Genomic DNA, 18,828 nt, shown 5'->3' with positions numbered 1-18,828 from the left:
AGGCACCCCAAGTGACACGACACGTACGGAGATCAAGCAAACATCATGTCATCGACCACTTCCGAACTCACCATCGACAACGCGAAGCTGGAGAGCAGCATCGCATCGGCCAAGAAGAGCCTGCTGGACTTCCAGCAGAGCGACGGCCACTGGGTGTTCGAGCTCGAAGCCGATGCCACGATTCCGGCCGAATATGTGCTGATGCGGCACTTCCTCGCCGAGCCCGTCGATGCCGAACTCGAAGGCAAGATTGCCAATTATCTGCGCCGCATCCAGGGCGAACACGGCGGCTGGCCGCTGGTGCAGGACGGTCCGTTCGACATGAGCGCGACGGTGAAGGCTTATTTTGCGCTGAAGATGATCGGCGATGACATCGACGCGCCGCATATGAAGCGTGCGCGCGAGGCGGCGCTGGAGCGCGGCGGCGCGATCAACGCCAATGTGTTCACGCGTTTTCTGCTCGCCACGTTCGGCGTGACCAGCTGGCGCAGCGTTCCGATGCTGCCGGTGGAGATCATGCATCTGCCGAAGTGGTTTCCGTTCCACCTCAACAAGATGTCCTATTGGGCGCGCACCACCGTCGTGACCCTGCTCGTCCTGGCGGCCAAGAAGGCGCGCGCCAAGAATCCGAAGGGCGTCGGTATCGACGAGCTGTTCCTGCAGGATCCGCGCTCGATCGGCACGCTGGCACGCGCGCCGCATCAGAACCGCGCATGGTTCGCGTTCTTCACCGGCATCGACAAGCTGCTGCGCTTTGCCGAACCTTACTTTCCGAAAAAGTTTCGCCAGAGCGCCATCGACAAGGCGACCGCTTTCTTCGAGGAGCGCCTGAATGGCGAGGATGGCATCGGCGCCATTTTCCCGCCGATGGCCAATGCTGTCATGATCTACGACGTCCTTGGCTATCCCGAGGACTATCCGAAACGTGCGATCCAGCGTCGTGGCATCGACAAGCTGCTCGTCATCAAGGATCACGAAGCCTATTGCCAGCCTTGCGTCTCGCCGGTGTGGGACACCGCGCTGACCGCGCATGCCATGCTGGAAGCCGGCGGCGAAGATGCGTTTGCGCAAGCCAAGCGCGGCCTCGACTGGCTGGTGCCGCGGCAGGAATTGGAAGTGAAGGGCGACTGGGCGGAGAACCGTCCGGACCTGCGGCCGGGTGGCTGGGCCTTCCAGTACAACAACGCGCATTACCCCGATCTCGACGACACCGCCGTCGTGATGATGGCGATGGACCGCGCGCGCCGGCAGACTGGGTCGAAGGACTATGACCACGCCATCGATCGCGGCAAGGAGTGGATCCTTGGCATGCAGAGCAGCGACGGCGGCTTCGCGGCCTTCGATGTCGATAACAACCACGACTTCCTCAACAACATTCCGTTCTCGGATCATGGTGCGCTGCTCGATCCGCCGACCGAGGACGTGACCGCACGCTGCGTCTCGATGCTGGCGCAACTGGGCGATACCGTTCAGGCCTCGAAGCCGCTGGCCGATGCCGTGGAGTATCTCCGCCGCACCCAGCTCGCCGAGGGATCCTGGTATGGCCGCTGGGGCCTGAATTACATCTATGGAACCTGGTCGGTCCTCTGTGCCCTGAATATGGTCGGCGTGTCCCATCAGGATCCGGCAATGCGCAAGGCGGTGGCCTGGCTGTATTCGATCCAGAATGAGGACGGCGGTTGGGGCGAGGATGCCGTCAGTTACCGTCTCGACTACCAGGGATTCGAGGCTGCTCCGTCCACATCGTCGCAATCGGCATGGGCCTTGCTCGCACTCATGGCAGCAGGCGAGGCCGATAATCCGGCGGTGGAGCGCGGAATGCGATACCTAATGGCCACACAGAACGAAAAAGGACTGTGGGACGAGGCCCGATACACCGCCACCGGCTTCCCGCGCGTGTTTTATCTGCGATATCATGGCTACTCGAAATTCTTCCCGCTCTGGGCGTTGGCGCGGTTCCGGAATTTGCAGAGCACCAACAGCAGGACGGTCGGAGTCGGAATGTGATTTTGGCGACTGGGGGCATTGCGGCAACGGCCACTTCGGTGGACCCGCGACCGGTATTGATCGTGACGGGACTGGTCCAGGAAGCGAAGATCGCTGCCGGGCCGGGGATGACGGTCATCTGTTCCTCCAGCGATCCGGTGCAGCTTCGCAGCCTGCTCGCCGATATCGATCCTCTCAGCATCCGCGGCGTGATTTCCTTCGGCGTCGCCGGCGGCCTCGATCCCGTGCTTAAGACGGGTACCGTCGTTCTGGCCACGGAAGTGGTCGCAGCTGGCCAGGTCTGGGCGGCCTCCGAACAGCTCAGCGCTGAACTGTTGGCAGGCTCGGGCGTCGGCAATCAGACGGTCGTGCGCGGCGGTCTGGTCGGCGTCGAGAAGGTGGTGACGGGGCAGGCTGGCAAGGCTGCGCTGCGCTCGGAATTCGGCGCCTCGGCCGTCGATATGGAAAGCCACATCGCCGCGGAATTCGCAGCGCTGGCCGGGCTTCCTTTTGCAGCACTCCGCGTCGTCAGCGATCCTGCGACCCGTGCGCTGCCGGAAATCGCGACCACCGCGATCAAGCCGAATGGCGATGTCGATCTCGGCAAGGTGCTGCGCGGTATTGCGCGCAACCCGCTGGTAATCCGGGCGCTGGTCTCCACCGGCCGCGACTTCAACCGCGCCCTGCGCAGCCTGAAGGATTGCCGCAGCTTTCTGCTGAGCCGCATCGGGCTGGCACAGGTCGAAGCTTAATCTCCGTCCCGCACGATCTCCGTCCCTCATGGTGAGGAGCGCGCATTTGCGCGCGTCTCGAACCATGAGCTGGCCTGGCTCCGAGCGTGCGGCCGTAGGATGGGTTGAGCGGCGGCCGAAGGCCGGCGCGACAACCCATCGGCGGAGCCTGTCACGATCGACGGACAGCATGGGTTTTCGCTACGCTCAACCCATCCTACGAACGTCACGTTCCAACAAAAAAGGGCGCGATCTGCATCGCGCCCTTTTTGCTATCTGGATGTAATCGCCTTACGCGGCGGTCGAGGCCGATGCGGCGGCTTCCGCCTTGGCTGCCTTCGCTGCGGCCTTCTCTGCTGCTGCGGCGGCTTCTTCCTTGCGGATGTCCGACAGGCGCTTCTGCACTTCCGACGAGAACACATACTGCGCCGGGCGCTGCTTGCTGAGGTCGAGCTCAGGCGCCATCGGGCCCGAGGTCTTCACGCCGCGGATCGCCACCCACATGGCCTTCAGCGGATTGCTGAGCGCTGCATCGGCCGCAGTCGGCTCGTAACCGCAATGGGCCATACAGTCGGCGCACTTCTCGTACTTGCCGGTGCCGTAGGTGTCCCAATCGGTGGTGTCCATCAGCTCCTTGAAGGTCTGCGTATAGCCTTCACCGAGCAGGTAGCAGGGCTTCTGCCAGCCAAAGATGTTGCGGGCGGGCATGCCCCATGGCTTGCACTCGTATTCCTGGTTGCCTGCGAGGAAGTCCAAGAAGAGACCGGAATGCATGATGTTCCACTTCTTGCCCTTGCCGAGCGCAAAGACGTCGCGGAACAGCTTCTTGGTCTTGGTGCGGTTCAGGAAGTGCTCCTGATCCGGAGCGCGCTCATAGGCGTAACCGGGCGACATCGAGACGCCGACGCCGAGCTCCACGGTGTAGTCGAGGAACTTGGCGATGTCCTCGGCCGCATGACCGTCGAAAATGGTCGCATTGACGTTGACCGAGAAGCCGCGGTCCTTGGCAGCCTTGATCGCGGCGACGGCCTTGTCGAACACGCCTTCCTGCGACACAGCCTTGTCATGATGGTCCTTGAGACCATCGAGATGCACCGAGAAGAACAGGTAGGGCGACGGCGTGAAGAGGTCGAGCTTCTTCTCCAGCAGCAGTGCGTTGGTGCAGAGCGAGACAAACTTCTTGCGCTCCACCAGGCCGCGCACGATCTCGCCGATTTCCTTGTGGATCAGCGGTTCGCCGCCCGGGATTGCAACCATCGGCGCGCCGCACTCGTCGGCGGCGTCCCAGCATTCCTGCGCGCTCATGCGGCGATTCAGGATTGCATTGGGATAATCGATCTTGCCGCAGCCGACGCAGGCGAGGTTGCAGCGGAACAGCGGCTCGAGCATCAGCACGAGCGGATAGCGCTTCCGGCCCAGCAGCTTCTGCTTCATCAGATAGCCGCCGATTTTGATTTCTTTGAAGAACGGAATTGCCATTACAATTTTCTCTCTGGGCATCTTCAGTGAAGAAGGTGGATCAAACCGCGGTCAGTTCAGCGGGCAGTCGAAATTCAATCGTCTCTTCGAGTCCCGGCAGTACCGACACCGAGACCGGTCCGATGCGCCGCAAGGTTTCAATCACGTCGTCTACAAGCACTTCCGGCGCGGAAGCACCAGCCGTAATGCCGACAGTCCGCGCGCCCCGAAGCCATTCCGGGTTCAACTCGCTGCCATCGGCGATGAGGTAGCTCGCGACACCAACCTCGGTCCCGATCTCTCGGAGGCGGTTTGAGTTGGAACTGTTGGCCGCCCCCACGACCAGGATCACGTCCACGAGCCGGCTGAGGTCTCTTACCGCAGATTGGCGGTTTTGTGTCGCATAGCAGATATCGCGGGTGTCTGGACCCTGAATATCGCTAAATCTTGCGTGTAACGCGGAAATGATGTCGCGTGTGTCATCTACGCTGAGGGTCGTCTGGGTGATGTAGGCGACCGGTTCATCCATGGGAACCGTGAGCGCCGCGACATCGGCGATGCTTTGGACGATATGGATGGGGCCTGGAACCTGTCCCAGAGTACCATCGACTTCGGGATGGCCGGCGTGGCCGATCAGAATCACGGTCCGGCCCTTGGCGACATAGCGTCGACCCTGGTTATGGACCTTGGCAACGAGCGGGCAGGTGGCGTCCAGCACCGGCAATCCACGCTCTTCGGCTTCTTCCTCAACGCTGCGGGCCACGCCATGGGCGCTGAACACCGTCATGGCGCCGTCAGGCACTTCGGAGAGTTCCTCGACGAAGATGGCGCCCTTGGCCTTCAGGGTCTCGACCACATGCTTGTTGTGCACGATCTCGTGGCGGACATAGACCGGCGCGCCGTAGCGTTCGAGCGCCCGCTCCACGATCTCGATGGCCCGGACCACGCCTGCACAAAATCCGCGAGGCTGGGCCAGGTAGATTTCAAGGGGACGGGGGCGATCAAGCACGGGCTACGAAATCCATTTTCAAGTCTGAGAAGTCAAAGTCTGACAAATCCAGATCTGACAAACGATAAATGTGTACCATAATCAGCGACATATCCAGTCCGGCTAGGTATTTGAGCCGTCCGGTGTGACAAAAATCACTCACTGGGCGATACCGCGGCGGGAACGTGGTTTTCCGCGGCGGGTTAAGGTCTAAACCTTTACGATATCTCGGATTTAGGCCAAAGAATGCTGCGAAATCTCAACAGTTCGTCACTTTACCCGGCGCATGGGCATCGTTAACAGGACGAGCACGGTCTTCTTCAAGTTCCACCTTGCGTTTTGTGCCATCAGGTCACGTTGCCGATAGCGCACTCCCTCGGCTACGAAATCACCGTTTGCGGAACCCACCGAAGCGCGCCGCATTCATTGCGAGCCTCGTCCAGATAGAAAGATAACGCGTGCTGACAAGACTAGTCGTCTCGATCGTGAATTTTTGCACCCGGTTTGCGCTGGCAACCGTCATCGTCGGTGTGCTGCTGTCGATCGGGTCCGCCTACTACACCGCCCAGAATTTCTCGATCAATACCGACATCAACAAGCTGATCTCGCCGAATCTGGACTGGCGCCAGCGTGACATGGCGTTCGACAAGGCGTTCGATCAGGAGCGCCTGATCATAGCGGTGGTCGAGGCGCCGACGCCGGAATTCGCCAACGCTGCCGCGAATGCGCTGGAGAAGAAGCTCGCGCCGAACAAGAAGGATTTCGATTCGGTTCGTCGTCTCGATGGCGGCGCGTTCTTCGAGAAGAATGGCTTGCTGTTCCTGCCGACCAAGGAAGTTCAGGGCATGACCGCCCAGTTCCAGCAGGCGGCACCGCTGCTCGAAATCATGGCGGGCGATCCCAGCATTCGCGGCCTGACCGGTGCGCTCGAAACCGGCCTGACCGGTATCCGCCGCGGCCAGCTGCAGCTCGACAGCGCGGCCGGCACTTTCAACACCGTTGCCGGCACGATTGAAGACGTTCTCAAAAACGGGAAGGGCTCGTTCTCGTGGCGCGGCCTTGTCAGCGACAAGCCGCTGACGGATTCCGACAAGCGCGCATTCATCGAAGCGAAGCCTGTGCTCGACTTCACCGCATTGGAGCCCGGCAAGAACGCCACCGATGCGATCCGCCAGGCTGCGGTGGATCTGAACATCGCAGGCGAATATGGCGCGCGCGTGCGTTTGACCGGCCCGGTACCGATCGCCAATGAAGAATTCTCGACCGTGCAGGACGGCGCGGTGCTGCATGGCGTCGGCACCGTCGTCGCCGTGCTGCTCATCCTCTGGATGGCGCTGCACTCAGCCAAGATCATCGGCGCCGTGTTCATCAACCTCTTCGTCGGTCTTGCCCTCACGACGGCGCTCGGCCTGATGATGGTGGGTTCGCTGAATCTGCTGTCGATCGCTTTCGCCGTTCTCTTCATCGGGCTTGGCGTTGATTTCGGCATCCAGTTCAGCGTGCGATACCGCTCCGAGCGCTACAAGCATGACGACCTCCGCGACGCGCTCGACAGGGCCGCACGATATTGCGCCGTGCCGATTTCGCTCGCGGCCTTCGGCACCGCCGCCGGTTTCCTGTCGTTCCTGCCGACCGACTACAAGGGCGTGTCGGAACTCGGCAAGATCGCTGGCCTCGGCATGGTGATCGCATTCCTCACCAGCATCACGATGCTGCCGGCGCTGCTCGATCTGTTCAATCCCGCGGGCGAGAAGGAGCCGGTCGGTTATGGCTTCCTGGCGCCGCTCGATCGCTTCCTTGAAGAGAAGCGTTTCTGGATCATCGGTGGCACGCTGGCGCTGACCATTGCCGGCCTGCCGCTGCTGTATCACCTGCGTTTCGATTTCAATCCGATCAATCTGCGCAATCCCAATGTCGAGTCGATCGCAACCTTCCTCGATCTGCGCCGCGATCCCAACACGGGCGCCAACGCCGTCAATATCATGGCGCCCAATGAAGCGGGCGCCAAGCTGATCGAAGAGCGCCTGTCGAAGGTGCCGGAAGTTGCGCGCACCATCTCGCTGTCGAGCTTCGTGCCGGAAGATCAGCAGGCCAAGCTTGCTGCGATCCAGGCCGGTGCCAAGGTGCTGGAGCCGGCGCTCAATCCTGAGTCGGTCGACCAGGCGCCGACCGATGCCGAGAATGTCACTGCACTGAAGGATTCCGCTGCCAGCCTGCGCAAGCTGGCGGGTACGCAGACAAGCCCCGGTGCAGTCGCTGCAAAACGGCTTGCCGACGCGCTCGCAAAAACGGCTGATGCAAGCGAGCCGGTCCGCAATCAGGTGCAGGCGACCTTCGTCGTTCCGCTCAAGATCGCGCTGGCGCAGCTCCGCAACCTGATGCAGGCGGCGCCGGTCACGCTCGACAATCTGCCGCCCGAACTGGTGAATTCGTGGAAGACCAAGGATGGCCAGATTCGCGTCGAGGCGCAGCCGAATGGCGATCCCAATGACAACGACACGCTGCGCAAGTTCGCAGATGCTGTCTTGAAGTCGGAGCCGCTTGCGGTCGGTGGTCCGGTCTCGATTTTGAAGTCGGGTGACACCATCGTCACCGCCTTCATTCACGCCGGCTTCTGGGCGCTGATCTCGATCTCGCTGCTGCTATGGCTGGCGTTGCGTCGCTTCACCGACGTCCTGCTGACCATCGTGCCGTTGCTGGTGGCGGGCGCGGTGACGCTGGAAATCTGCGTATTGATCGGGCTGCCGCTGAACTTCGCCAATATCATCGCGCTGCCGCTGCTGCTGGGCGTCGGTGTGGCGTTCAAGATCTACTACGTGGTGGCCTGGCGCGCCGGCCATAAGAACCTGCTGCAGTCATCGCTCACCCGCGCGATCTTCTTCAGCGCACTGGCGACGGCAACAGCCTTCGGCAGCCTGTGGCTGTCCAATCATCCGGGCACCGCGAGCATGGGCAAGCTGCTGGCAATGTCCTTCGTGGTCACGCTGGCGGCCGTGCTGCTGTTCCAGCCGGCGTTGATGGGCAAGCCCCGCGAAGACGGTAAGTGAATAAAAAAGGCGCCCCGCTGGGCGCCTTTTTGCTGATGGGCTACGTCGACGACTAGTGCGTCACCTTGTTGATCTCCGGCAACAGGCAGATATCGCCGATATCGGCGGATGCCTGCGCACCGGCAGCCGGTGCGGCAGCCTTCTGACCGGCAGGTGCCTTGGCGCCCGTGGTTGGAGCAGGGGCAGTCTTGGCCATCGTGTTGCTGCCCGGAGCAGGTGCAGGCGCCATCTTGCCACCGGCTGGCGCACCCTTCGCTCCAGACGCGACGACATTCTTTGCGTTCGCATTGGACGGGCTCGACGGGATCGACGGGCCGACCCGGGTCCAGGTCTGGCCACCGCAGAGGAAGCCGAGCACACAACCTTCGATCTCAAGCTCGTCGGTTGTATCGCCGAGCTTGATGGTCGATTTGTAGAACTTGCCATCCTTGGCGTTGTAGACCTGACCCGACCACTTGTCCTTGGCGGCGTTGGGCTTCATATCGATCAGCGTGGCCATGGTGAGCGTTGGCCGGGCTTTCTTCGATGCATCGGGATTGTTCTTGTCGGTGCCGCCAGGGATCTTCTCCCAGGCGACGGCGCCCCACATGCTGCCACCGCATTCGGCAACACGGATATGGGCGATGCCGTCCTCGACCTTCCAGTCGCCGGTCGGATCAGCTGCAAATGCGGGAGTCAGACCTGCTGAAAACAAGCCTGCCGAAATAACGATTCCACAATATGTAAGATGGCGCGTAGGAATGCGGGGGCGCTGCAACATGTTCAGACCTATGCTTAAGTAGCGTTTCGCGACGACCGGTTTCTCGACCACAGAGAGTGCGTGAGAAGTCAAATCGCCGCATTTACGGTTTTCAGTTGACGAAGCGACCATCAACCGACGTATGTAAATCATGGTATATCCGAATCTAGATGTTTCCGAGATGTTTGTCGAAAGGGAGGCGCAGCGTAGCTCGATGCATACGCGCCACCTTAACGAGCAAATGGTCCGCGTCCTCAAGACCATCGGATATGACGTTGGCTTCCAGAAGGGCACCGGTCAGTATCTGTTCGATCGGGAAGGCGCCCGTTATCTTGATCTACTGAGCGGATTTGGCGTTTTTGCGATTGGCCGCAATCATCCGGTGATGCGGGATGCGCTAAAATCGGTGCTGGATGCGGATCTGCCCAATCTGGTGCAGATGGACGTCTCGACCCTCGCCGGTATTCTCTCCGAGAAGCTGCTCGAACACGTTCCCTATATGGACAAGGTGTTTTACGCCAATTCAGGCGCCGAGACCGTCGAGGCAGCGATCAAGTTCGCGCGTAACGCCACTGGCCGCAACGACATCGTCTATTGCGACCATGCCTATCACGGCCTGACTTATGGCGCATTGTCGCTGACCGACGACACCAATTTCCGCTCCGGCTTCGGCCCGCTGCTGCAGGGCTGCTCGGTCGTTCCGTTCAACGATCTCGAAGCACTCGAAAAGGTGCTGTCGTCGAAGCAGGTCGCCGGTTTCATCATCGAGCCGATCCAGGGCAAGGGCGTCAATCTGCCCTCCGATGAATTCCTGTCCGGCGCGCTGGCGCTGTGCCGTAAATACGGCACGCTGTTCATCGCCGACGAAATCCAGACCGGCCTCGGCCGCACCGGTAAGTTCCTGGCCATCGAGCACTGGAACATCGAACCGGACATGATTCTCCTCGCCAAGGCGCTGTCCGGTGGTCATGTGCCGGTCGGTGCGCTGCTCACACGCAAGGCGATCTTCGACAAGATCTTCAACCGCATGGATCGCTCGCTGGTCCATGGCTCGACCTTCGGCAAGAATGATCTCGCAATGGCGGCCGGTATCGCCACGCTCGAGATCATGAAGCACGAGAAGCTGGTCGAGAACGCCGCCAAGCGCGGTGCCGAGATTCGGCTCGCGCTGCAGAACATGATTCCGGAATTCGAGCTGCTCAAGGAAGTGCGCGGCAAGGGTCTTATGATCGGCGTCGAATTCGGCCCGCCGAAATCGCTGCGCCTGAAGGCCTCGTGGAACATCCTGGAATCGGCGAGCAAGGGCCTGTTCTGCCAGCTGATCACGGTGCCGCTGTTCAAGGATCAGAAGATCCTGACCCAGGTCTCCGGCCACGGCAGCCACACCATCAAGCTGTTGCCGCCGCTGACGGTGAACGAGGACGACACCAGGTGGATCACGGACTCGTTCCGCACGGTGATCGCCGACAGCCACAAGGTGCCCGGCGCGATCTGGTCGCTCGGCAAGACGCTGGTCGATAACGCCGTGCGGAAATCGGCTTAGTTTTTGCTCCCCAAAACTCCGCCCTCATCCTGAGGAGCCGCGCAAAGCGCGGCGTCTCGAAGGATGATTGCCTGGGCGGGCCGCCATCCTTCGAGACGCGCGCGCGTGCGCGGGCCTCAGGATGAGGGCTGAGTGTGGTGAGGGCTACTTCCCGTCCGCGACAATCATCGACGCGCCCTTTTCCGCGATCATCGCCGTCGGCGTATTCGTATTGCCCGAGGTGATCGTCGGCATCACCGATGCATCGACGATGCGCAGGCCGGCGATGCCATGGAAACGCAGGCGCTCGTCGACCACTGCAGTTGGATCCGATGCGGTGCCCATCTTCGCAGTGCCAACCGGATGGAAGATCGTGGTGCCAATGTCGCCCGCCGCTTTCGCCAGCGATTCCGCGTCGTCGCCCACCGATGGGCCGGGCAGATACTCTTCCGGATGATAGGCACTCAAAGCCTTCTGCTTCATCAGCCTGCGCGTTACCCGGATCGCATCTGCTGCAACCTGCCGATCCTCGTCCGTCGAGAGATAATGCGGCGCGATCGACGGCGCCTCATCAGCGTTGCCGGAGCGCAGCTTGATCTCACCACGCGAGGTCGGCCGCAGATTGCAGGCGCTGACGGTGATTGCGGGAAAGCGGTGCAGGGGATCGCCGAATTTGTCGAGCGACAGCGGCTGCACGTGAAACTGGATGTTGGCGCGCTCGCGATGCTCGTCGGAACGCGTGAAGATGCCAAGCTGCGATGGCGCCATGGTGAGCGGGCCGCGGCGGCGCAGCGCGTAGTCGATGCCCATCCAGCCGCGGCGGAACAGGTTGTAGTAGGTCTCATTCAGCGTACGCACGCCGGAGACCTTGTAGATCGCGCGCTGTTGTAGATGGTCCTGCAGGTTGCGGCCGACGCCGGGCTTATCGAGCACGAGATCTACGCCTGCATCAGCGAGCCATTCAGCCGGACCGATGCCCGAGCGCTGCAGCAGATGTGGTGAGCCGACAGCGCCCGCGCAAAGCACGACTTCGCCTTTGCTGCGCGCTTCGATGTCTCGACCGTTCTGCCTGAAACGCACGCCCACGGCGCGGCCGTTCTCGACGATCAGGCGATCAACAAGCACACCGGTTTCGAGCCGCAGGTTGGGACGGTTCAGCACCGGCTTGAGAAAGCCGCGCGCGGAAGACCATCGCCGTCCGCGCTTCTGATTAACGTGAAAATATCCGATACCTTCATTGTCGCCGGTGTTGAAATCATCGGTGCGGCGAATGCCCATTTCCGACGCCGCATCGGCGACGGCATCCAGCACGGCCCATGACAGTCGCGGCGCCTCGATGCGCCAGCCGCCGCCGACGCCGTGATGCTCGCTCGCGCCAAGGAAGTGATCTTCCAGCTTGAGGAAGGATTTCAGCACATCGTCATAGCCCCAGCCGGTCAGACCGAGCTGGCGCCAGTGATCGTAGTCGGCCGCCTGGCCGCGCATCGAGATCATCGCATTGATGGCGGATGAGCCGCCGATCACCTTGCCGCGCGGATAGGCCAGCGACCGGCCGTTCAGCCCGGGCTCGGGCTCGGTGCGAAACATCCAGTCGGAGCGGGGATTGCCGATGGCGAAGAGGTATCCGACGGGAATGTGAAACCAGATCCAGTTGTCGCGTCCGCCGGCTTCCAGCAGCAGCACGCGCTTGGTCGAATCGGCCGAGAGACGATTGGCGACGATGCAACCTGCGGTGCCTGCACCCACCACGATGTAGTCAAAGTCACCTTCGAGCCGCGTCATCGTTCCCTGCCATCATCCCGGTTTATTGCCGTATGATGACGCTCTAGCGGGCGAATTCAGCGATGTACAGACGACCATCGCATGACGGGGAGGGCCTGCCGGCTTGGGCAGTTGGCACGTCGCGTGCTAGGCTAAGGCCAGCAGATTTCATTGCCAGCGAGTTGACCTATGTCGATCATTGACCGCATCGCCGAATTGCAGCCCGAGATCAAGGCCTGGCGCCGCGACCTGCATCAGCATCCGGAGCTGCTCTACGATGTGCACCGCACCGCGGCCTTCGTGGCGGAGAAGCTGAAGGCGTTCGGTTGCGATGAAGTGGTCGAGGGCATCGGCCGCACCGGCGTTGTCGGCGTCATCAAGGGCAAGAAGGGCAAGGGCAGTGTCATCGGTCTGCGCGCTGACATGGACGCGCTGCCGATCGAAGAACAGACCAATCTGCCTTACGCGTCAAAAGTGCCGGGCAAGATGCATGCGTGCGGCCATGACGGCCACACCTCGATGCTGCTTGGCGCTGCGCAATATCTCGCCGAGACCCGCGATTTCGCCGGCGATGCGGTCGTCATCTTCCAGCCAGCTGAAGAGGGCGGTGCGGGCGCCGATGCGATGATCAAGGACGGATTGATGGATCGCTTCGGCATCCAGACGGTCTATGGCATGCACAACAATCCGGGTGCGCCGATCGGCTCCTTCTCCATGCGGACCGGCCCGATCATGGCGGCGATGGATCGCATCTCCATCACCATCGAAGGTGTCGGCGGTCACGCCGCTTATCCGCACAAGACCATCGATCCAGTACTGGCCGGCTCGCAGCTCATCGTGGCGTTCCAGTCGATCGTGTCACGCACAGTGAGCCCGCTGGATTCCGCCGTCATCTCGATCTGCGAATTCCATGCCGGCCATGCCAGCAACGTCATTCCGGCAAGCGCTGAACTGCGCGGCACGGTGCGCACGTTGCGGAAGGAAGTTCGTGATCTCGTCGAGAAGCGCATGAACGAGGTTTGCGCCGGCATCGCATTGCAGACAGGGGCGCGAATCGCGCTGAATTACGATCGCGGTTATCCCGTCGTCGTCAATCATCCCGAGGAAACGAAGCTCGCAGCGAAGATCGCTGGAGATGTCGGCGGCGTTGCCAATGTCGCCACCGACATGGAGCCGGTGATGGGCGCCGAGGATTTTGCCTATATGCTGGAAGCGCGCCCTGGCGCCTTCATCTTCATGGGCAACGGCGACAGCGCCGGCCTGCATCACCCTGCTTACAACTTCAACGATGATGCCATCGTCTATGGCTCGTCTTACTGGGTGAAGCTGGTGGAGACGTCGCTGGCGGCGTAGCTCGGTTGTCGTCCCCGCGAAGGCGGGGACCCATACACGCTGTCGTCATAGGGGGTACGCGACGGATGTGGCTCTGCCATAGCGTCGCGACATCGTCGGAGGCTATGGGTCCCCGCTTTCGCGGGGACGACACGGAGTTTTTTACTCCGCCGCCTGCGCGTAGTCTTCCATCGGTGGGCACGAGCACACCAGATTGCGGTCGCCATAGACATTGTCGACGCGGCCGACCGGGCACCAGTATTTGTCGGTGCGCGATGTGCCGGCCGGGAAGCAGCCTTCGGCGCGGGTATAGGCGCGTGTCCAGTCGTCCTCGGCGATGTCATGCACCGTATGCGGCGCATGACGCAGCGGCGAGGCTTCGATCTTGAAGCGGCCGCCTTCCACATCGGCGATTTCCTTGCGGATCGCGATCATCGCATCACAGAAGCGATCAAGCTCCGCCTTCGATTCCGATTCCGTCGGCTCGATCATCAGCGTGCCTGCGACGGGGAAGCTCATGGTCGGTGCGTGGAAGCCGTAATCGATCAGGCGCTTGGCGATGTCATCGACGGTGACGCCACTTGTCGCCTTCAGCGGGCGCGGATCGATGATGCATTCATGCGCCACGCGGCCATTGTGATTGCGATACAGCACCGGGAAATGCGGATCGAGCCGGGCCGCCACATAATTCGCATTGAGGATCGCGACCTCGGTGGCCGTGGTGAGGCCCGCGCCGCCCATCATCAGGATGTAGATATAGGAGATGGTCAGGATCGATGCCGAACCATAGGGCGCAGCCGAGACCGGGCCGACGGGCGCATCGGCATCGGTGGTGGGATGACCGGGCAGATACGGCTTCAGATGCGCCTTGACGCCGATCGGGCCCATGCCCGGTCCGCCGCCGCCATGCGGGATGCAGAAGGTCTTGTGCAGGTTGAGGTGGCTGACATCGGCGCCATATTCGCCGGGGCGCGAGAGGCCAACCTGTGCATTCATGTTGGCGCCGTCGAGATAGACCTGTCCGCCATGCGCATGGACGATGTCGCAGATCTCGCGGATCTCTTCCTCGAACACGCCATGAGTCGACGGATAGGTGATCATGATCGCGGCGAGATTGGCCGCGTGCTTCGCGGCCTTGGCACGGAGATCGGCCACATCGACATTGCCGTCCTTGTCGCAGGCGACGACGACGACGCTCATGCCGACCATCGCGGCGGAGGCCGGATTGGTGCCATGCGCTGACGACGGGATCAGGCAGATGGTGCGCTGATGATCGCCGCGCGCAGCGTGATAGCCGCGGATCGCCAGCAACCCGGCATATTCGCCCTGGGCGCCGGAATTCGGCTGCAGCGACACGGCGTCATAGCCGGTGATGTCGCACAGCCACTTTTCCAGCGTGGCGAACAGCGTGTGGTAGCCCTGCGCCTGATCGGCCGGCACGAACGGGTGCAGCGAGCCCCAGGCGGGCCAGGTCAGCGGCATCATTTCGGTGGTGGCGTTCAGCTTCATGGTGCAGGAGCCGAGCGGGATCATCGCGCGATCGAGCGCGAGATCGCGGTCCGACAGTTTTCGCATATAGCGCAGCAGTTCGGTTTCCGAGCGATGGCTGTGGAAGACCGGATGCGTCAGGAACGGCGACGAGCGCTTGAGCGAAGCGGGCAGGCCATCGCTGATGCCATGTTCGACATCGGCATAACCGAGCTTGCCACCAAAGGCGCGCCAGATCGCTTCGACAGTCTCGGGCGTGGTCGTTTCATCAAGCGCGATGCCGATGGCGCCGTCACCGATATGCAGATTGATCTTCTCCGCCTGCGCGGCGGCGATGATGCCGGCCTGCTTGTCGCCGACCTTGATGGTGATGGTATCGAAGAACGCGTCGCTTTCCGGTGCGAAGCCGAGCTTCGTGAGGCCGGCCGCCAGTGTCAGCGCACGGCGATGCGTGGTGCGGGCGATATATTTGAGGCCTTCGGGGCCGTGATAGACCGCATACATCGATGCGATGACGGCGAGCAGCACCTGTGCGGTGCAGATATTCGAGGTCGCCTTTTCGCGGCGGATATGCTGTTCGCGGGTCTGCAGCGCCAGCCGATAGGCCGGCTCGCCGCGCGAATCGATGGACAGGCCGACGAGGCGGCCGGGGATCGAGCGCTTGATGGCATCGCGCACCGACATGTAGCCGGCATGCGGCCCGCCATAGCCCATCGGCACGCCAAAACGCTGTGCCGAACCGATGGCGATATCGGCGCCGAGATCGCCGGGCGATGCGATCAGCGTCAGCGCGAGAAGATCGGCCGCCATCACAGCGAGCGCGCCCTTGGCCTTCAGCGCCGCAATCGCCGGCTTGAAGTCACGCACCACACCACTCGTGCCGGGATATTGCAGCAGGGCGCCGAACACATCGGCGCCATCGAGCTCGGTGAGCGGGTTGCCCACCTGCAGCGACCAGCCGAGCGGCTCGGCGCGGGTGCGCAGCACGGCCAGCGTCTGCGGATGCACCTCGTGATCGACAAAGAAGGTCTTGGTCTGCACGGAAGATGCGCGCTCGGCCAGCGCCATCGCTTCGGCGGCGGCGGTGCCTTCGTCCAGCAGCGATGCGTTGGCGACATCGAGGCCGGTGAGGTCGCAGATCATGGTCTGGAAGTTGAACAGCGCCTCTAGGCGGCCCTGGCTGATTTCAGGCTGATACGGCGTATAGGCCGTGTACCAGGCTGGATTTTCCAGGATATTGCGCTGGATCACGGTGGGCAGCACGGTGCCGTGATAGCCTTGGCCGATCAGCGAGGTGAAGACCTTGTTGCCCGTCGCCAGCTCCGTCATATGCGCCAGCGCTTCGGTCTCGCTCAGCGCACGGCCGGTATCGAGCGGCGCCTTTTGCCGGATCGAGCCTGGCAGCGTCTCGCTCATCAGGCCGGACAGGCTCTTGGCACTCACCGTCTCCAGCATCGCCTGGATGTCGGACGGCGATGGGCCGAGGTGGCGGCGGACGAAATCAGTGGCGACGTCGGCGGAGGTCGAGGGCATCGGCTGTTCCTTTGTAGAAACCATCAAGTCGTCATTGCGAGGAGCGAAGCGACGAAGCAATCCAGAAGCCACGCAAAGAAAGACTGGATTGCTTCGCTTCGCTCGCAATGACGAGGAAAAATCAGGCGCTGTGCGCTTTGTAGGCCTCGGCATCCATCAGGCCGTCGAGCTCGCTCTTGTCGGCAAGCTTCAGCTTGAAGAACCAGGCCTTGCTCTCGGCATCGGAATTCACCAGCGCCGGCTCGGCGGCGAGGCCGTCATTGATCTCCACCACTTCGCCGGTGATCGGCGCATAGACGTCGGAGGCGGCCTTGACCGATTCCACCACGGCGGCGGCTTCGGCCTTTTTCAGCGCACGGCCGACCTTGGGCAGTTCGACGAACACGACATCGCCGAGCTGAGATTGCGCGAAATCGGTGATCCCGACGGTAACGATGTCGCCGTCGATCTGCAGCCATTCGTGGTCTTCGGTGTAGAGGGTGGTCATGGGTCAGTTCCTCAACGCTTGTAGTTGTTCGGGACGAAAGGCATGGGGGCGACGGTCATCGGCAAACGTTGCCCGCGCAATTCGGCAAATAGCGTAGTGCCGTCCTTGGCGTGGGACGTCGGCACATAGCCCATGGCAATCGGCGCCGAGATGCTGGGGCCGAAGCCGCCCGAGGTGACTTTGCCGATCGATTCGGTGGAGGTGGCATCGGCAAACAGCAGCACGCCTTCGCGCACGGGCGCGCGGCCTTCCGGCTTCAACCCGACGCGCTGACGTGATGCGCCGCCATCGAGCTGGGCTAGAATCGCCTCGCTGCCGAAGAAGCCACCGGCCCGCGCGCCGCCCGTGCGGCGGCTCTTCTGGATCGACCAGGTCAGATTGCCTTCGATGGGCGTGGTCGTCGTATCGATGTCATGGCCGTAAAGGCACATGCCGGCTTCCAGCCGCAGGCTGTCGCGGGCGCCGAGGCCGATCGGCAGTACGTCGGGATGATCGAGCAGGGCGGCGGCGAGCGCTTCGGCCTGATCGTTCGGGATCGAGATTTCGTAGCCGTCCTCGCCGGTGTAGCCGGAGCGGGACACGAAGCAGGCAATGCCGTTCACCTGATGCGGGCCGGCATCCATGAACTTCATGCCAGGCGCCGCCTCGCAGAATTTTGCCAGCACATCCGCTGCCTTCGGTCCCTGCAGCGCGATCAGCGCGCGGTCGGGCAGGGCCTCGATGATGCAGGTGTCGGAGAGATGCGTACGCAGATGCGCTTCGTCTTCGGCCTTGCAGGCCGCGTTGACCACCAGAAACAGATGGTCACCGAAATTCGCCACCATCAGGTCGTCGAGAATGCCGCCGGTTTCATTGGTGAATTGCGCGTAACGCTGGCGGCCGGGTGCGAGCGCCAGGATGTCCATCGGCACCAGCTTTTCTAGCGCCAGTGCTGCATCCTCGACCTTGCCGGATTTCGCGCGCAGCACGATCTGTCCCATATGGGACACATCGAACAGGCCGGCCGCCGCGCGGGTGTGCAGATGTTCCTTCAGCACGCCGGTGGCATATTGCACGGGCATGTCATAGCCGGCGAAGGGCACCATCTTGCCGCCGCGCGCCACATGCAGCGCGTGGAGCGGCGTTTCCTTCAGAGCTGAGGTTGTGTCGGTCGCAAGCATCGATGGGCCCTCGCGGTTCCCCCGGGCAGATTCCCGGCGGGTGTCGCAGAAGCCCCATCTGTCGCTGTGCCTGAGAGTATTATCCCGTCGGCGGACGCTCACGGGGATGCCGCAGCGCCTCTTTCCAGATGCTTAGTCCGTCACGCGGTCCTTTTGCCTGAGAGTTTCCGGGGCGGTTGCTCCTTCGGCGCCAACCCGAGCATAGGCTGGTCTCTCCCGACGTGACGTCGTTCAACGCCGGCAAAAGACCACACGTTCCCCGAGCCTGTCAACGCACATGCAGCAACCATCCACGGCCCTGAGCTATTGCGGCAACCCCATGATTAAGCTGCACAGTTTCTGGACAGCGGCGTCCCCCCCGGTCTAAAAGCACCCGGTTGTGGTTTGAGGCCGCGGGAACTGCCGCGGCCGCACTCAGGCGTGATTGGACGGTTATGAGCGGCGTTAACGAGATCAGGTCGGCATTTCTGAATTACTTCGCCAAGAACGGCCACGACATCGTGTCGTCGTCGCCGCTGGTGCCGCGCAACGACCCCACGCTGATGTTCACCAATGCCGGTATGGTGCAGTTCAAGAACGTTTTTACCGGCATCGAG

Annotated in this window: 13 protein-coding genes and 1 riboswitch; of the genes, 6 read left to right on the top strand and 7 right to left on the bottom strand. The window is 62.1% G+C overall.

Features of this window, described 5'->3' with window-relative positions; all coding sequences use genetic code 11:
- The first annotated feature begins 45 nt into the window (after positions 1 to 45).
- Positions 46 to 2,007 (top strand): squalene--hopene cyclase, encoded by a 1,962-nt coding sequence (gene shc / locus ACIQ2A_RS17150; RefSeq protein ID WP_398481358.1) that lies wholly within the window; start codon positions 46 to 48, stop codon positions 2,005 to 2,007.
- Complete coding sequence (locus ACIQ2A_RS17145) at positions 2,004 to 2,738, top strand: phosphorylase (RefSeq protein WP_398481356.1); 735 nt, start codon at positions 2,004 to 2,006, stop codon at positions 2,736 to 2,738. Before shc ends, ACIQ2A_RS17145 begins: the two co-directional genes overlap by 4 nt.
- Positions 2,739 to 3,008: 270 nt before the next feature.
- Here the strand turns inward: ACIQ2A_RS17145 and hpnH are convergent, their stop codons facing one another.
- Positions 3,009 to 4,196: an adenosyl-hopene transferase HpnH gene (gene hpnH / locus ACIQ2A_RS17140; RefSeq protein WP_398481354.1), complete on the bottom strand. Its 1,188-nt coding sequence runs from the start codon at positions 4,194 to 4,196 to the stop codon at positions 3,009 to 3,011.
- Between the two features lie 40 nt (positions 4,197 to 4,236).
- The gene (gene ispH / locus ACIQ2A_RS17135; protein WP_398481351.1) at positions 4,237 to 5,184 is read right to left on the bottom strand and encodes a 4-hydroxy-3-methylbut-2-enyl diphosphate reductase; all 948 of its coding nucleotides are present in this window, start codon (positions 5,182 to 5,184) and stop codon (positions 4,237 to 4,239) included.
- 437 nt (positions 5,185 to 5,621) lie between these two features.
- Between ispH and ACIQ2A_RS17130 the strand changes: the two genes are divergently transcribed.
- Complete coding sequence (locus ACIQ2A_RS17130; protein ID WP_398481349.1) at positions 5,622 to 8,210, top strand: MMPL family transporter; 2,589 nt, start codon at positions 5,622 to 5,624, stop codon at positions 8,208 to 8,210.
- Positions 8,211 to 8,262: 52 nt separating this feature from the next.
- Here the strand turns inward: ACIQ2A_RS17130 and ACIQ2A_RS17125 are convergent, their stop codons facing one another.
- Positions 8,263 to 8,970 (bottom strand): DUF2147 domain-containing protein, encoded by a 708-nt coding sequence (locus tag ACIQ2A_RS17125; RefSeq protein WP_398481347.1) that lies wholly within the window; start codon positions 8,968 to 8,970, stop codon positions 8,263 to 8,265.
- A gap of 130 nt (positions 8,971 to 9,100) precedes the next feature.
- Between ACIQ2A_RS17125 and hpnO the strand changes: the two genes are divergently transcribed.
- Complete coding sequence (hpnO, locus tag ACIQ2A_RS17120; RefSeq protein WP_398481345.1) at positions 9,101 to 10,492, top strand: aminobacteriohopanetriol synthase HpnO; 1,392 nt, start codon at positions 9,101 to 9,103, stop codon at positions 10,490 to 10,492.
- Between the two features lie 144 nt (positions 10,493 to 10,636).
- Here the strand turns inward: hpnO and ACIQ2A_RS17115 are convergent, their stop codons facing one another.
- Positions 10,637 to 12,253 (bottom strand): GMC family oxidoreductase, encoded by a 1,617-nt coding sequence (locus ACIQ2A_RS17115; RefSeq protein WP_398481342.1) that lies wholly within the window; start codon positions 12,251 to 12,253, stop codon positions 10,637 to 10,639.
- 168 nt (positions 12,254 to 12,421) lie between these two features.
- On the opposite strand from ACIQ2A_RS17115, the gene ACIQ2A_RS17110 reads away from it, so the two are divergent.
- A complete protein-coding gene (locus tag ACIQ2A_RS17110) occupies positions 12,422 to 13,585 on the top strand; it encodes a M20 aminoacylase family protein (protein WP_398481340.1) in 1,164 nt (387 codons plus the stop codon).
- Between the two features lie 141 nt (positions 13,586 to 13,726).
- Here the strand turns inward: ACIQ2A_RS17110 and gcvP are convergent, their stop codons facing one another.
- From gcvP to gcvT, 3 genes are all read right to left on the bottom strand, one after another.
- Positions 13,727 to 16,585 (bottom strand): aminomethyl-transferring glycine dehydrogenase, encoded by a 2,859-nt coding sequence (gcvP, locus tag ACIQ2A_RS17105; RefSeq protein ID WP_398481338.1) that lies wholly within the window; start codon positions 16,583 to 16,585, stop codon positions 13,727 to 13,729.
- Positions 16,586 to 16,706: 121 nt separating this feature from the next.
- Positions 16,707 to 17,072: a glycine cleavage system protein GcvH gene (gene gcvH / locus ACIQ2A_RS17100; protein WP_398481336.1), complete on the bottom strand. Its 366-nt coding sequence runs from the start codon at positions 17,070 to 17,072 to the stop codon at positions 16,707 to 16,709.
- Positions 17,073 to 17,083: 11 nt separating this feature from the next.
- Positions 17,084 to 18,232 carry a glycine cleavage system aminomethyltransferase GcvT gene (gcvT, locus tag ACIQ2A_RS17095; RefSeq protein ID WP_398481334.1) on the bottom strand — a complete coding sequence of 383 codons (1,149 nt, stop codon included), beginning with the start codon at positions 18,230 to 18,232 and terminating at the stop codon, positions 17,084 to 17,086.
- Positions 18,233 to 18,367: 135 nt separating this feature from the next.
- Positions 18,368 to 18,462: riboswitch (glycine riboswitch) on the bottom strand.
- A gap of 204 nt (positions 18,463 to 18,666) precedes the next feature.
- On the opposite strand from gcvT, the gene ACIQ2A_RS17090 reads away from it, so the two are divergent.
- A partial coding sequence (locus ACIQ2A_RS17090; protein ID WP_398481387.1) for an alanine--tRNA ligase-related protein occupies positions 18,667 to 18,828 on the top strand: 162 nt, incomplete at its 3' end.

Source organism: Tardiphaga sp. (genome assembly GCF_044336785.1).
Lineage (GTDB): Bacteria > Pseudomonadota > Alphaproteobacteria > Rhizobiales > Xanthobacteraceae > Tardiphaga.
This window is presented reverse-complemented; position numbering and strand designations above follow the sequence as displayed.

What these genes read in the sequence shown, in the direction of transcription:
- gcvT (WP_398481334.1), bottom strand. Translation starts at nt 18,232, where the DNA reads ATGCTTGCGACCGACACAACCTCAGCTCTGAAGGAAACGCCGCTCCAC.
- ACIQ2A_RS17125 (WP_398481347.1), bottom strand. Translation starts at nt 8,970, where the DNA reads ATGTTGCAGCGCCCCCGCATTCCTACGCGCCATCTTACATATTGTGGA.
- gcvH (WP_398481336.1), bottom strand. Translation starts at nt 17,072, where the DNA reads ATGACCACCCTCTACACCGAAGACCACGAATGGCTGCAGATCGACGGC.
- gcvP (WP_398481338.1), bottom strand. Translation starts at nt 16,585, where the DNA reads ATGCCCTCGACCTCCGCCGACGTCGCCACTGATTTCGTCCGCCGCCAC.
- ACIQ2A_RS17110 (WP_398481340.1), top strand. Translation starts at nt 12,422, where the DNA reads ATGTCGATCATTGACCGCATCGCCGAATTGCAGCCCGAGATCAAGGCC.
- hpnH (WP_398481354.1), bottom strand. Translation starts at nt 4,196, where the DNA reads ATGGCAATTCCGTTCTTCAAAGAAATCAAAATCGGCGGCTATCTGATG.
- hpnO (WP_398481345.1), top strand. Translation starts at nt 9,101, where the DNA reads ATGGTATATCCGAATCTAGATGTTTCCGAGATGTTTGTCGAAAGGGAG.
- shc (WP_398481358.1), top strand. Translation starts at nt 46, where the DNA reads ATGTCATCGACCACTTCCGAACTCACCATCGACAACGCGAAGCTGGAG.
- ACIQ2A_RS17115 (WP_398481342.1), bottom strand. Translation starts at nt 12,253, where the DNA reads ATGACGCGGCTCGAAGGTGACTTTGACTACATCGTGGTGGGTGCAGGC.